Here is a 14,262-nt window from a genome sequence, read left to right as displayed (position 1 = left end):
GTGGAACAGGCATCTTGCCTGTTCCCTCCCACAAAAGATGAATTTTCATCTTGTGGAACAGGCATCTTGCCTGTTCCCTCCCACAAAAGATGAATTTTCATCTTGTGGAACAGGCATCTTGCCTGTTCCCTCCCACAAAAGATGAATTTTCATCTTGTGGAACAGGCATCTTGCCTGTTCCCTCCCACAAAAGATGAATTTTCATCTTGTGGAACAGGCATCTTGCCTGTTCCCTCCCACAAAAAATGAATTTTATTCCTGTGGAACAGGCATCTTGCCTGTTGCTAAAAGGCTGATTAAAAATCCTTCAAGATTTCAGTTAAACCAGACATTTACGAAAATCCTCTCGCAACTGATTTTCGTTTAAATTCCGACCGATGAATACAAGCTCGTTTTTCCGAGTTTCTGTAGCTTTCCAAGGTCGATCCGGTCTGCCATCGAACAGCATATGCACTCCTTGAAAAACAAATCTGTTGTTTTCTCCAGCCATATTCAAAATGCCTTTTGTCCGAAAGATATTCGTGCCTTGAGTTCGCAACACTTCGCCGATCCAATCGCTAAATTTGTTGCCATCAATAGCACCGGATTCGACTATTGCTACGGAAGTTACTGTTTCGTCATGTTCGTGAGTGTGTTCGCCCAAAAAGTCGGGTTCTATTTCTAATGCCCGGTTCAAATCAAATGCTTTGACGCCCAACAAAGCATCCATTTGTAATTCAGCGTTGTGAGTACGGTGAATTTTTGCCATAGCATTCATGGCGCGAATTCGCTTTTCTAATTCTGCCAATTCTTCCTCACTCACTAAATCAGTTTTGTTTATCAAAACTACATCGGCGAATGCAATTTGTTCTTGAGCTTCGTCTGCGTCCCAGTGCTGCCAGATGTGCTTGGCATCGACTACCGTGACAACTGCATCTAGCAGTAATGTATCCCGCATATCTTCGTCTACAAAAAATGTCTGAATTACGGGTGCGGGGTCGGCTAAACCTGTCGTTTCGATGACTATGTGGTCAAATTTGTCTCGCCGCTTCATCAAGTTGCCGATAATCCGAATTAAATCACCTCGGACTGTACAGCAAATGCAGCCGTTGTTCATCTCAAAAATTTCTTCATCGGCATCAATTATCAGTTGATTGTCGATGCCTACTTCGCCGAATTCGTTGACGATGACTGCAACTTTTTTGCCGTGTTCCTCTGTTAAAATGCGGTTCAGTAGCGTAGTTTTGCCTGCACCCAGATAGCCTGTGAGAACAGTAACAGGAACTGATTCGATCGCCCCAGCAGTCACCATACTTTACCTCGATTATTGTACAATGATAACCATTATCGCTATTTTACACCAGACTTGCTGGTAGTAGCAAGTTTATTAAAAAATGTTAAGAGTTTTTAACTACAGGAATACGCCGTCTTTGGTTCAGAGCTTACCCATAGGGCTAGAAACCGGGTTTCTACGAGTTTTGGGAACAGGAACGAGAAATATAGGAAGAAACCCGGTTTCTGAGGTCAGCGTGTGTGGCTAATGACTGATGACAATTAGTTGTTAATCATAGCTGCAATTCGATCGCGCTCTAACTCTCGACCAATCAGCACTAATTTGGTTTGGCGGAGTTCGGAAGGTTGCCAAGGACGATCGTAAAAATATTCTATCCGCGAACCCACACCTTGCAACACCATCCTCATCGGTTTCTTGGGAACCGCCACAAACCCTTTAATCCGATAGATTTCCTCCTGCTGCATCAAGGATTGCAGTTTTTTCACCAATGCTTCAGGTTCAAATTCGCGATCGGCAATAAAGAAAGTCGAGTTAATATCATCATCGTGTTCGTGTTCCTCCTCAGTGTCGTGGTGACTCGGACGAGACTCCAAATCATCCTCAACCGCCGCATTAAATCCCATTAGCACATCCGGGTTAATTTCGCCACCTTTGCAAGGCACAATTTTCACACTCGGACGTAACTCTTGCTGCAACCAGCTTTGGACTTTCTTGTGAGTTTCCACATCTACGCGATCGACCTTCGTTAAAAGTACCATATCGGCACAGGCTAACTGGTCTTCAAACAATTCCTCGATCGGAGTTTCGTGATCCAAACTATCATCAGCCTGTCGCTGTGCCATCAAAGCATCGATATCACCGACAAAAGAACCGCTAGCAATAGCTTCGCAATCGACAACAGCAACAACACCGTCCACAGTAGCACCAGTGCGAATTTCTGGCCAGCGAAAAGCTTGAATCAAAGGTTTAGGAAGTGCGAGGCCCGAAGTCTCAATTAAGATACAATCAATTTGCTCTCTACGCTTCAACAATTCCTGCATAGTCGGCAAGAATTCCTCTTGAACAGTGCAGCAAAGACAACCATTTGTTAGTTCAACAATATTGCTGCTAACATTTTCTTCTTCGTCGCAAACTTGGCAATCGCGCAGCAGTTCTCCATCAATTCCGATTTCGCCAAATTCGTTAACCAGAACAGCAATGCGGCGACCTTGATTATTTTGCAATAAGTGGCGAATTAAGGTAGTTTTGCCGCTACCGAGAAAACCAGTGATGACAGTAACAGGAATTTTGTGCATTGATAATTTTGTGCTTATTTGGTGGAATATCTTGTTCCCAGGCAGAGCCTGGGAATGCTAATCTAGAGGCTCTGCCTCGCTGGAATAAAGGAGCGCTTTTAATACGAGGCAGAGCCTCTGGGTATGCGTTACCAGGCTCTGCCTGGGAACTAGGAAACCCAGCATAAATGTCGTTTTTAGGCGAAGTCTAGATCCACCTAAATCCCCCTTAAGAAGGGGAGTAGGGGTTGACTTTGAGAATATTTCTTGTCCCCCCCTTATTAAGGGGGGTTAGGGGGGATCTAGATTTCGATAAAAACAAGAGAGACGATCGGCTTGACGTTAAGTTGTCACCAATGGGCAGAGCATGGTAACGAGAAAGGCTCTAATTTGCCAGCGGTGGAATCTTTGCTAAAACGCCTTTTTTCAGAGCTTGAGGACGCTCAGACCAAGGTAACAAACCGTCCGGTTTAGCATAGTATTGACCCGCGCATTCGAGTACCGCCTCGACGCTTTCCGACTCATTTGCTGGTAAATCGCCAAACAGATAAGTGTACTTTCCAACAGCAGCAAAACACACCGCACAAGAGTGACTGCAAGCACTCATGCACTCAACCTCTTGAATCTCAAATTTATCAGAAAACTCCCAATCTTTAGCGAGTTGCGACAAATTTTCCATGAATTGTTGACCACCGCTTTTACCTTCGCGCTTGCCGTTTTTCCAAACACTAGCGCAAGCAGTGCAAACAAGTAGACTGTGCTTTGTGCGTACAGCCGTGTTAATTCCATCCATCATCCGTACCTCGCAGATGCGTTCAAAAGTGAGTTAGATATCGGCGGGCATTCTGACTTGAAAAACCCCAAGGGTTTCATTACAGTTGCGGGACAGCGCCGGACTTGCACCGAACTTTCCCCGTTTCCTCTAACGGCTGCTCCCCGCTAGAACCGATCGCGAAATCACATCATACCGCACTTGCCGCCAATCGATTGAGCGATTTTAGATTTTAGATTTTAGATTTTAGATTGGAGAAAGCCACCCCACGGATAAATCTGGGGGCTTGTCTAGTAGTTTGTAGGGTGCGCCATCGGCACCCTACAGATTATAAATTATGCAGTTTCGTGCTGCCGCCATGCGGGATGCCACAGCAATTCAGCAGTCGATCGCTTCTCGACCATTTCAGGAGTAATCATACAGTGAGCCACATCCTTGCGAGAAGGCAACTCGTACATCACATCGAGCATTAACTCCTCTAAAATGCTGCGGAGAGCTCTCGCGCCAGTTTTGCGACGATAGGCCTCCTGGGCGATCGCCCGCAGCGCTTCCGGCTGGAATTCCAACTCCACGCTGTCCATCTTCAACAGCTTTTGATACTGCTTCACCAGCGCATTTCGGGGCTCAGTCAATATCTGCATCAAAGCTGCTTCATCCAGCGGCGAAATCACCGTCACCACCGGTATCCGCCCGACAAACTCAGGAATCAAACCAAACTTGACTAAATCGTCCGGCTGTACCTGCTGCAAAATATCAGCGGCCCGCTTGTCTTTCGCCGGCAAAGTTGAGTTGCTGTCGCTTTCTGTTGGCTGAATAAAGCCCAAAGATTTTTTACCCAAACGCTGTTCAACTATTTTTTCCAAACCGACAAAAGCACCGCCACAAATAAATAGAATTTTGCTAGTGTCAACTTGAATAAAATCTTGGTAAGGATGTTTGCGGCCGCCTTGCGGGGGAACATTAACCACTGTTCCTTCCAACATTTTTAGTAGCGCTTGCTGCACTCCTTCTCCCGATACATCCCTAGTGATCGAAGTGTTTTCGCTTTTGCGAGCAATCTTGTCAATTTCATCAATATAAATAATGCCACGTTGCGCCGCTTCGACATCAAAATCTGACATTTGCAACAGCCGCAACAAGATATTTTCTACATCGTCGCCGACATATCCAGCTTCTGTCAGCGTCGTCGCATCCGCTACCGCAAACGGCACTTCGAGCATTTGCGCCAAACTTTGCGCTAACAAAGTTTTGCCACAACCTGTGGGCCCGACTAGCAGGATGTTGGATTTTTGCAGTTCTACATCGCTGTCAGGGGAAGACTTGTCGCTATCTTTAGCTTGGTCAACGCTCAAGCGCTTGTAGTGGTTATAAACTGCTACAGAAAGGACTTTTTTTGCTGAATGCTGACCGATGACGTGGTTATCTAAATGCTGCTTAATCTCTGTTGGTTTCGGAATTTGAGCTAAAACGATTTTCGATTTATTCGATCGACCTGGGCGCCTGGTTCCTTGTCCCTGAGACTCTCGCACCTCTGAATGGGGAATCTGTTGACCAATTGTTTTACTGGAGTCAAAGAACTCCTCCTCTAAAATTTCATTGCACAGTTCCACGCACTCATCGCAAATGTATACGCCGGGCCCAGCTATTAACTTGCGGACGTACTCTTGCGACTTGCCGCAAAAGGAGCATCTGAGATGGGAGTCATATTTTGACATATTTGCCTCTTAATTTACGGTTGCGGTTGCTTGTTTCGACTGGGAAGTTGCCGCGGGAGCGACCTTAGCTTTGCCCTAGAAGGGTTTCCCGATCGGACACCCAAGCCAGTCAGTCGATTTTAGATTTTAGATTTTAGATTTTAGATTTACTCCACAGATGAATTTTGGAGCTGAACTAGGGTCTAAAATTTGGGGCTTGTCTCCGTTTTTTGGCGCAGTCAAGCTTCGCGATCTCTGTTTCTAAGTTAACACTTTTGAGGCTTTAGTGATTAGTCATGAGTCATGGGAGCCAATTTGAATTTTTCATTTTCACTTGAAAATAAAGCCGCACGGGCTTACCATTTTTTGTATTCCAAAAATTTTCCCGACATAATTATTTTCACTCGATCGCCTTTTGGGTCTGCTTCTTTCTCGACATCCATAGTAAAGTCGATCGCGCTCATAATCCCGTCACCAAATTTTTCGTGAATCACTGCTTTGAGTGGCATCCCGTAAACCTGCATAATTTCATAGAAACGATAAATCAGGGGGTCAACCGGAACCGAGGCCTCCAAAGAACCTTTTAACGGAGGTTCACAGAGAACCGCAGCCGTCTCGCTATCTAGTCCCAAAGCCGAGACAATTTTCTGGGCTTCATCTTCTGATGCGGTAGCTTGACGGTAAATAACCGCGGCAATCCAAACTTCGTCGCGCCCCAAAACTTTTTCCAAATCTGCAAAACTAATTCCCTGAGCTTTTTTAGCCGCCAAAAGCTTTTCTGTAATTCCTGAAATTGCCATTAAATATTCTCCCCTTCACTTCAGTGTCAGATGTGAAACTTTTCTCACATTTTGGTTATTTTGTCAATAGTAAGTTGAGAAAATAAATCGAATTGATAGCTCGGAACTTCAGCAAAAGCTGGTCTCGTCAACCCCCACAACTCATACAATTTGAGATTTGAGATTGGAAATGTTAGATTGGCAATGACTGATGACTACCAGGGTTGAGAGCTAGTCAACAGTTGCATTCTTTTTTCCAACTGGTATCACAACTGACACAACTGATAAATCCTAAAATAACTCATAACTGCCCTGTGGCAATGGTACAGTTGGCAGTATATGTAATAAAAGTTACACACGCAAAGGCATTCGGCATTCGGCAAACGGCTGAATTTTGATCGTGCTAGCCTGAAGCTCAATCCTCGCTCCCTCCGCCAAAGCCCCTTTACCACTCAAAACCGGCAACTGACAAAAGTATGGAGATTCAGACCAAAAATTACACGATGCAGTACGATCGGGCTACGCAAACAGTCACCTGTAGCGGAGCGTTCCGACTCAGCCAGGTGGAAGAATACGCACCGATCGTCGATCTGCTCAACGAAGTGGCTGACTCCTGCCCAAACACGGTGACTCTAGACTTGCGAAAGCTAGAATTTTTAAATAGTTCTGGAATTAATATTTTCTCAAAATTTGTGATCAAAGTGCGCCAGCAAAAAAATATTCAAATCACCATCAAAGGTTCTAAACAGATCCCCTGGCAGATAAAATCCCTGAAAAACTTGCAGAGGCTGATGCCTTCCTTGCAATTAGAATTGGAATACTAGCGAAAAAGGTAAAGATAAATCCCCGGCTAAGTGGGGGAACCAGGATGAGGGTGGCTGAAGTTAATCGGAATAAGTCATAGTTAAACTAGCACAAAACCCTAAAAAACTTCAGAACCGACTAAAAATTACCAATTTTCAATTGCTATGCAGGAAGAACCATCGACAGAACAGCTACTTTTCGACGTTCAACGGCTGAGTGCGGAACTTGAAAACTTGAAGCGCGAAAAGGTTGACCTAGAACTTTTGCTGGAGACTACCACCGAACATTCAGATACAATGGAAGCTCACTTGCTGAGCAAAGCTCAGTTGGCGCTGCGTTCAAGCGAAGAGCAGTTTCGGGCGATCGCCTCGGCAACTCCCGTGCCGGTATTAGTTTCTCGCCTCTGTGACGGCTTAATTATGTATGCGAACGCTCAATTGGCTTCTCTCCTGAACATACCCCTAGAAAAATTGATCGGCTGCAGCACTCCAGACTTTTACTTTAACCCCGCCGATCGCCCAAAGGTACTTGAGGCACTTGCTAAAGAGGGATACCTCCAAAACTACGAACTCCACTGTAAAAAATCAGACGGCACCGCTTTCTGGGCGATGATCTCGGTTCAGTCGCTGGTGTTTAACGGCGAGCCGACAGCATTGTGCGCCTTGTACGACCTCACCCAGCGCAAGGAAGCAGAACAAACCCTCCAAGAGAGCGAAAAGCGGCTCCGCCGCCAGAGTTTGGCTTTGTTGCAGCTAGGTAGGCAGAGGACTCTCAACAGCGGTGCGCTGAATGTGGGAATTCGCGAAATTACCGAGGCAGCAGCCCGCACTTTGGATGTGGAAAAAGTCAGCGTCTGGCTTTACAACCACGGAAGATTTGGAACTCGCTACCCGAACGATCCCCAGCTAAATTTTACGGAGAGAGTGCTCGCCCACAACCAAACAGAGGCAATCGATACAGATACCGCTGCCCCAGAGCAAAACGAGGGGGTTAATCATTCTAAGTTTAAAATCCCCAACCTCAAATTAGTTTGTCTCGACGTGTACGATCGCACCCAGGAGAATCATTTGAGCCGGGAGTGCATATCGGCAAGCGATTTAAATTTATCAATTTTAGATGTTGAAGGCGACGCTCCTGGCGAAAATTTGCGATCGGACAATGCTTTAGAACCTACGACAAAGACTCAAAACTCTCTACAAACAAATTTGTCCCATTCATCTTCCCTAGCCGAACATTCCGCTGTGCTGCCAAATGCCAGCAAGCCGAATTCATCCATATTAAATGTAGCAATTAGGCTCGGCGGCCAGATCGTGGGCATCCTCTCTCTCGAACATATCGGCGCCCCCCGCCAGTGGGCTCTGGAGGAGCGCACCTTCGCCGATTCTTTGGCAAATTTGGTAGCGCTGGCGATCGAAGGATTTGAGCGCCAGCGGGCTCAGGAAGCCCTTTCCAAAGCCAAAGCCCAGCTAGAAATGACCGTCGATCAGCGCACCGCTCAACTCACCGCCGCCAATAAACTGCTCCGCATCGAAATTGCCGAGCGCAAAAGAGCCGAAATAGCCTTGCAAGAAGCCTTACACAAAGCTGAAGCAGCTTCGAGAGCTAAAAGCACTTTTTTAGCCAATATGAGCCACGAGCTGCGGACGCCACTCAACGCGATTATCGGTTACAGCGAAATGCTACAAGAAGAAGCACTGGAATCGGGACTCAAAGACATCATTCCCGATACCCAAAAAATTTATAACGCCGGCAAACACTTGCTGACTTTAATTAACGATATTCTAGACCTTTCTAAGATAGAAGCCGGTCGGATGGAGCTTTATTTAGAAAAATTTGACCTCTGTAATTTAATAGAAGAAGTCGTTGCAACTTTGCACCCTTTGGTCGAAAAAAATCACAATCAATTGCAAGTTTCTTGCTCTGAGAATTTGGGAGTGATGTATGCAGATTTGACTAAAGTCCGGCAAATTCTGTTCAATTTGCTCTCGAATGCCCTGAAGTTTACCGAAGGTGGAACGGTGCTGTTGAGCGCGACTCGCGAACCAGCAGGTGACAGCGATTGGGTTTATTTGCAGGTATCTGATACGGGGATTGGAATGTCGGCAGAACAGCAGCAGGGTTTGTTTCAACCTTTTATTCAAGGGGACGCTTCGACTACTCGCAAGTACGGCGGCACAGGTTTAGGATTGGCCATTAGCCGCTTGTTTTGCCAGATGATGGGCGGCGATATCACTGTTGAGAGTCAGTTGGATGTTGGCTCTACTTTTACGGTTCATTTAAAGGCCAAAGTTGATATTAGTTAGAAGCAAGTTTGGCAACTAGCCATGTAGGGGATTTAAGGAATTTAATGGGTGGGGGTTTGGCCAGGAATTGTGTACCGCATTTAACGGATTTAACGGATGGCAAAAGATGGAATAATTCCCCAATTACCAATTCCCCCCTTACCAATTAACCATTACCAATTACCAATTCCCTTGTTAATTGTGACACCGATCGCGCTCAACCTCTGTTGTCGATCACACAGTAGCATTTTTTTTCAGCCTAGAATACCTATATTATCCTAAAATTGTCCTGCAGGCACGATCGGGCGCCTCGCTGCATTCACAAGTCCCACCTCAACCTAATTAAGGGGGTGGGGGGTTGCTTCCAGAAAGGCAATTTAGTAAAAGTAATGCTATGGTCGCGAACCAGTAGAAGGCAAAAGTTAACAGGAATTCAGGAATTCTCAAAAGTCTCTGAACGCAGAAACACAATTCTGCTTTTTGCCTTCATACTGCTTCTACTGGCGAGATAGCATTGCTGCTGAAAGCAATGCACAATTTCTCAGAATCAAAGGAGTGCATCTACATGATTAAACCTTGCAGTCAACCGCTAAAAATAAATCCTTTTACTTGTTATCGCGATCCGGCTACAGGCAGGTGGACTACTGTAGTTACAAGTGTTCCAAACACTTGCGAAACAGACTCTAGTTTGAACGCAGAAGCCGAAGGCGAAAACGAAGGTAAAGCAGAAACGATCCTTTCTGCTTCGCCTGCTGTCTCGCTGCCGAAAAAAGTCCTTTCTTTCTCCCTGCCTCCGTTTAAACACCGTGCCAAAAAATCTGCTGTTAGTGTCAGCAGGTAGCTATAGCAGGGGTCTAATCTAGTTTCCACGGTTAGTCCCCGGCGATAGTCAAACCAAACAAAACGAACTTATCCATAGCCTAAACTGCCAAAAAGCGATATACTGGCAGCAAAGTTTCTCCTTCAATATTCGTGAAGTATTTGCTCGATCGCTGCCTCCACTTTGTATGGACAGACCGACCAATTCGCCAGCAGGGAACAGTCATCATTGCTATCCCCCTGGTTTTTCTGTTTGCTTCGCTGCTAGCAATTGCCGGCCTCCGGGATAGTGCCATACAGATAAGAAAGCGAGCAGATACTAATAAGGCAATACTTCAGGAAACTAACCGATTGATAACCCTGGTGGTGGATGCGGAAACGAGCGTTAGGGGTTATGGGTTGACGCAGCGCCGCGAATTTCTATTACCCTACTTAGAAGCAAAGAAGAGTTTGCCTCCGCTGCTGGCTAAACTCAAGGTTATGGTTCAAGAAAACAAACTGCAAGCTCAGCGATTTGAAGCTATAAAAAAAAGTACCGAACAGCATATAAATTTCTTGCAAAACACTTTGAATAAGCTCGAAAGTTCGGCAACAAGGATGCAGTCGCCGGAAAGAATTCAGGTGTTTGCTCAAGGCAAATTGAACATGGATAAGCTGCGTACACAAATTAATGCTTTTTCTGAGGCCGGCGAAGCTTACCAGAAAAGTGTAGATCGGCAACTAGGGGACGTGGTAGATTTCATTAATATTGTGCAAGTTGCGGGTTTGCTTTCCGGCTGTTTGGGTGCAGGGGCTTCCTGGTATTTATTTGATAGTTTAGAGAAGGAATTGAGGAAGCGAGAAGCTGGCTTGGAAGAAAGTAAAAGTCGCATTCAAGCTGTGGTAGACAATGCGGCTGATGGTATTATTACTTTGGATGCACAGGGAAATATTGAGTCTTTTAATAGGGCAGCAGAAAAGATTTTTGGTCAGAAAGCCGATCGAATAATTGGCACTAACCTGCGGCGGCTGATAGCTCAACCGCTGCCGCACAGCAGCGTGGGGGATTATTCGATCGAATATTTTGTGTTACATCCAGATACTACGCTGAAGACTTACCAGCAAGAAACAGTTGGACTTCGACAGGACGGAACGAAGTTTCCGATGGAGTTAGCTGTCAGCGAAATGCGTCTGGCAAATCAACACTTGTTTATTGCGATTTGTCGCGATGCCAGAGGACGAAAACAAGCCGAGGAAACTCTGCGAAAGCAAGCACAAATGCTGGATTTGGCAAACGATACGATCGCGGTACTAGACTTGAACGGGGCGATTTCTTATTGGAATTTGGGGGCGAAGTGGCTCTACGGGTGGCGGAAGTCGCAAGCAATAGGAAAAAATATTCATAAGCTTTTACAAACAGAATGGGCCCAACCTTTTGAGGTAATTCAAAAAGTATTTTTCGAGAAGGGTTCTTGGCAAGGAGAACTGGTGCGAACCAAGAAAGACGGCACCAAAATAACGGTGGCCAGCCGGTGGACTTTGCAATACGACGATCAAGATCAACCGGTGGCTATTTTGGAAATCAGCAACGATATTAGCGATCGCAAACGCTCAGAAATTGCTTTAGCCCAAAGCGCGCAGCGGTTTCGCGCTACTTTTGAGCAGGCGGCAGTCGGCATGGTTCAAGCGACTGTGGAAGGCAAATTTCTGTTAGTCAATCAAAAACTTTGCGAAATTTTGGGCTACAGCCGCCAAGAATTGGTGGAGAAAACATTTCAGGATATTACTTGGCCTGGAGATTTGGCAAGCGAACTGGAACTTTTGCGCCAATTGTTAGCAGCAGAAATTGAAAATTTCTCTCTGGAAAAGCGCTACATCCGCAAAGACGGAGAGTTGGTGTGGGCAAACTTGACGGTTTCGCTGCTGCGAGAACAAAATGGCACTCAATTTCTGATGAGTGTGGTTGAAGATATTAGGGATCGCAAACAAGCGCAGGAATCGCTGCGGTTGCGCGCTCAAGAATTGAGGTTAACAGCCCAAAATCTGGCTCAAACGACGAATGTTTTAAGAAAGCGGAATCAAGAATTAGACCAGTTTGCTTATGTAGTTTCTCACGATTTGAAAGCGCCACTCAGGGCGATCGCAAATCTCAGCAGTTGGATAGAAGAAGACCTCAGCGAGTCGATGACAGAGGATACTCTGCACCAAATGAACCTGCTGCGTGGCAGAGTTCACAGGATGGAAGGTTTGATTGAGGGACTGCTGCAATATTCCCGCGTCGGACGAATTCAAGTGCCTTCAGAAATGGTAAAAGTTGAGAATTTATTAGCAGAAATTATTGATTCGTTGGCACCGCCGTCTGGATTTGAGGTAAAAGTTGAACCGGGAATGCCAACTTTTGTGACAGAAAGATTGCTGTTGCAGCAGGTTTTTTCTAATTTAATTAGCAACGCAATTAAGCACAACCGAGCTGCATCGGGTCATGTAAAAATATCGATTAAAGACTTAGATGATTTTTACGAATTTTCTGTAGAGGATGACGGGCCCGGAATTGCTCCTCAATATCACGATAAAGTTTTTGTAATTTTTCAGACATTGGAAGCTCGCGATAAAGTTGAAAATACTGGGATTGGTTTGTCGCTGGTGAAGAAAATTGTCGAAGGTCAAGGGGGCAGTATTTCCATAGAATCTGCTGAAGGTGAGGGAGCAACTTTTCGGTTTACTTGGCCGAAGCAACCTATTAGCCAAGACGGAACATAAAACTACTCTAAACGTAGGCTGTGTAAGGAACACCGCGATTCAAAGACTAAATGTAGGGTGCACCCGGACTACCGAGAAGCCGATAGCGACTGTTTAAACTGCATCACAACGGATTTCGATGATAAATCCATCAGGATCGTAAAAGTAAATGCCGCGTCCTGTAGCGCGAGTAACGGGGCCGCTATCGATCGCAATTTGATTTGACTTTAGCACTTCCAGAGCGCGATCAAACAAAGCCGGATCGATGTCGAAGGCTAAGTGGTTGGCGCGGGTAAAAGCCTTCTCCGGGTCTGGGTTTGGCGGTTCCAAGTCGGGCTGCCAAAATAAGTCAATAACAGTGCCGTCTGGGGTAACGAAATTAGCGACTTTACCAGCGGCTACCATTTCTGTTAAAGTTGCGGGAATTTCTGCACCTGTTAGTTCGTGCAGGCCGAGAATTGTACCGTAGAAGTGGCGGGAAGCTTTCATGTCGCGCACGTTTAAAGCGATATGGTGAACGCGGCGCAAATTCCCCGGCGTGAGGACTATTTTGACGTTGTTTTCGGTAGTTTGCATGATTGTCAATTGCGAATGTTCAAATTGAATGCAGTTTGATTTATTCAGATCGTCTGCTGTAAAATAAGCCTTTTAAGTTGGTCGTGAAAACTTTTATTAGCGTCGTGCGATCGCACATAATATCAAGTATTCAGGACTTACGCATCGGGGTCTAGAAACCGGGTTTTTTACCGAATCTGCGGTCTACAACGGGTTTTATCGTAAAAAAACCCGGTTTCTCAACAATCGTGCGTAAGTCCTAGTACGGTTATTTTTCTTTAGGGAACGATGCCATGCCTACAAATAGCATGGCCAGACCACCTGCCAGAATTGCGAAGGCAAGTAAACCTACCACTAAATCTAATCCCGATGTATTTTCCATTAAATTAAACCGTTCTCCAATTAAATACAATCATCGGTATTCGTTCAGGGTTGAGTGCTTGCAAACAATGGGGAAGAGCAGAAAAAAATAGCTTTTCACTTATTATAAAAAAAGCCTATTAATTTCTTCCCTCTTCCTTAAACCTCCATCCGTTAAATTTTGTAAACTGCTTAGTTGCCGAACTTTTTATTTGGCCAATTCTCGATCGATAGCAGCGATTAGTTCAGGTGAATCGGGACCAACACTGCTGCGGAATCTGGCAACCACTTCACCCTGTTTGCTAACTAAGAATTTCTCAAAATTCCACGCAACCTCACCCTTGGGCTCGACTGCACTCGTAAGCTTAGCGTATAGGGGGTGCTGCTGAGTGCCTTTAGCGCGTACTTTGTCAAATAATTCAAAGGTGACGCCGTATTTTGTAGTACAGAAATTGACGATTTCGGGATTACTTCCGGGTTCTTGACCTCCGAAGTCGTTGCAGGGAAATCCTAAAACACGGAGTCCAGCCGCGCTGTACTTCTTGCTCAATTCTTCGAGTCCTTTGTATTGAGGTGTATAGCCACATTTAGAAGCTACATTAACTATCAAGAGTACCTGGCCAGCGTACTCTCCTAGCTGCTTGTCTTCGCCTGCGATCGTTTTTACTTTAATGTCGGAGATTGTGCTGGGCATTTTCAAATACTTTTTAATTTGACCACCACAATTTTACCGCAAGTCGGTACAATTTTGTCTAGATGCCGATCGCTAAGAATTTCCATCTCCCGGTCGGGGCGGGTTTACGGATCTCGCCCTTATATTATAGATATGGGTGAACCCGCCCCTACCAAAGTTACGGTTAATTTACCGAACATGATCTTAGGAATGAGAATTAAATAACTTCCACTCTTGAAAGTGGGATGGGCGTCCCGCC

At 45.5% G+C, this 14,262-nt stretch carries 11 protein-coding genes and 1 riboswitch; of the genes, 4 read left to right on the top strand and 7 right to left on the bottom strand.

All coding sequences use genetic code 11. The annotated features are described in order from the left end of the window. Positions 1-319 precede the first annotated feature (319 nt). The 5 genes from QUB11_RS17035 to cynS form a co-directional block, all read right to left on the bottom strand. Positions 320-1,291 (bottom strand): GTP-binding protein, encoded by a 972-nt coding sequence (locus QUB11_RS17035; protein WP_333256270.1) that lies wholly within the window; start codon positions 1,289-1,291, stop codon positions 320-322. Between the two features lie 242 nt (positions 1,292-1,533). Continuing rightward, on the bottom strand, positions 1,534-2,568 hold the full coding sequence (gene cobW, locus QUB11_RS17030) for a cobalamin biosynthesis protein CobW (protein WP_333391212.1): 1,035 nt from the start codon (positions 2,566-2,568) through the stop codon (positions 1,534-1,536). A gap of 364 nt (positions 2,569-2,932) precedes the next feature. Further along, positions 2,933-3,343: a DUF1636 domain-containing protein gene (locus QUB11_RS17025; RefSeq protein ID WP_333256268.1), complete on the bottom strand. Its 411-nt coding sequence runs from the start codon at positions 3,341-3,343 to the stop codon at positions 2,933-2,935. A gap of 22 nt (positions 3,344-3,365) precedes the next feature. Further along, a riboswitch (cobalamin riboswitch) is annotated at positions 3,366-3,512 on the bottom strand. 142 nt (positions 3,513-3,654) lie between these two features. Continuing rightward, positions 3,655-5,034 carry an ATP-dependent protease ATP-binding subunit ClpX gene (gene clpX / locus QUB11_RS17020; protein ID WP_333204854.1) on the bottom strand — a complete coding sequence of 460 codons (1,380 nt, stop codon included), beginning with the start codon at positions 5,032-5,034 and terminating at the stop codon, positions 3,655-3,657. Between the two features lie 335 nt (positions 5,035-5,369). Continuing rightward, positions 5,370-5,813 (bottom strand): cyanase, encoded by a 444-nt coding sequence (gene cynS / locus QUB11_RS17015; protein WP_333204852.1) that lies wholly within the window; start codon positions 5,811-5,813, stop codon positions 5,370-5,372. Between the two features lie 455 nt (positions 5,814-6,268). Between cynS and QUB11_RS17010 the strand changes: the two genes are divergently transcribed. The 4 genes from QUB11_RS17010 (at position 6,269) to QUB11_RS16995 (ending at position 12,436) form a co-directional block, all read left to right on the top strand. Next, a complete protein-coding gene (locus tag QUB11_RS17010) occupies positions 6,269-6,616 on the top strand; it encodes a slr1659 superfamily regulator (protein ID WP_333204850.1) in 348 nt (115 codons plus the stop codon). A gap of 144 nt (positions 6,617-6,760) precedes the next feature. After that, positions 6,761-8,899: an ATP-binding protein gene (locus QUB11_RS17005; protein WP_333391211.1), complete on the top strand. Its 2,139-nt coding sequence runs from the start codon at positions 6,761-6,763 to the stop codon at positions 8,897-8,899. Positions 8,900-9,392: 493 nt separating this feature from the next. After that, positions 9,393-9,719 carry a hypothetical protein gene (locus QUB11_RS17000; RefSeq protein ID WP_333391209.1) on the top strand — a complete coding sequence of 109 codons (327 nt, stop codon included), beginning with the start codon at positions 9,393-9,395 and terminating at the stop codon, positions 9,717-9,719. A gap of 131 nt (positions 9,720-9,850) precedes the next feature. Next, positions 9,851-12,436 (top strand): PAS domain S-box protein, encoded by a 2,586-nt coding sequence (locus QUB11_RS16995; RefSeq protein ID WP_333391208.1) that lies wholly within the window; start codon positions 9,851-9,853, stop codon positions 12,434-12,436. Between the two features lie 93 nt (positions 12,437-12,529). On the opposite strand, the gene QUB11_RS16990 is transcribed toward QUB11_RS16995, so the two are convergent. Both QUB11_RS16990 and QUB11_RS16985 read right to left on the bottom strand, forming a co-directional pair. After that, positions 12,530-12,991: a VOC family protein gene (locus tag QUB11_RS16990; protein WP_333204843.1), complete on the bottom strand. Its 462-nt coding sequence runs from the start codon at positions 12,989-12,991 to the stop codon at positions 12,530-12,532. Positions 12,992-13,538: 547 nt separating this feature from the next. After that, entirely contained in the window at positions 13,539-14,024 is a 486-nt protein-coding gene (locus tag QUB11_RS16985; RefSeq protein ID WP_333256259.1) for a glutathione peroxidase, read from the bottom strand. Positions 14,025-14,262: the final 238 nt, after the last annotated feature.

Source organism: Microcoleus sp. B6-A1, assembly GCF_036705085.1.
In the GTDB taxonomy this organism is placed as follows: Bacteria; Cyanobacteriota; Cyanobacteriia; order Cyanobacteriales; family Microcoleaceae; genus Microcoleus.
Note: the sequence above shows the minus strand (reverse complement) of the source record. Positions and strands in the feature narration are given on the sequence as shown.

Coding starts and splice junctions, on each gene's coding strand:
- QUB11_RS17035 (WP_333256270.1), bottom strand. CDS start 1,291: ATGGTGACTGCTGGGGCGATCGAATCAGTTCCTGTTACTGTTCTCACA.
- cobW (WP_333391212.1), bottom strand. CDS start 2,568: ATGCACAAAATTCCTGTTACTGTCATCACTGGTTTTCTCGGTAGCGGC.
- QUB11_RS17025 (WP_333256268.1), bottom strand. CDS start 3,343: ATGATGGATGGAATTAACACGGCTGTACGCACAAAGCACAGTCTACTT.
- clpX (WP_333204854.1), bottom strand. CDS start 5,034: ATGTCAAAATATGACTCCCATCTCAGATGCTCCTTTTGCGGCAAGTCG.
- cynS (WP_333204852.1), bottom strand. CDS start 5,813: ATGGCAATTTCAGGAATTACAGAAAAGCTTTTGGCGGCTAAAAAAGCT.
- QUB11_RS17010 (WP_333204850.1), top strand. CDS start 6,269: ATGGAGATTCAGACCAAAAATTACACGATGCAGTACGATCGGGCTACG.
- QUB11_RS17005 (WP_333391211.1), top strand. CDS start 6,761: ATGCAGGAAGAACCATCGACAGAACAGCTACTTTTCGACGTTCAACGG.
- QUB11_RS16990 (WP_333204843.1), bottom strand. CDS start 12,991: ATGCAAACTACCGAAAACAACGTCAAAATAGTCCTCACGCCGGGGAAT.
- QUB11_RS16985 (WP_333256259.1), bottom strand. CDS start 14,024: ATGCCCAGCACAATCTCCGACATTAAAGTAAAAACGATCGCAGGCGAA.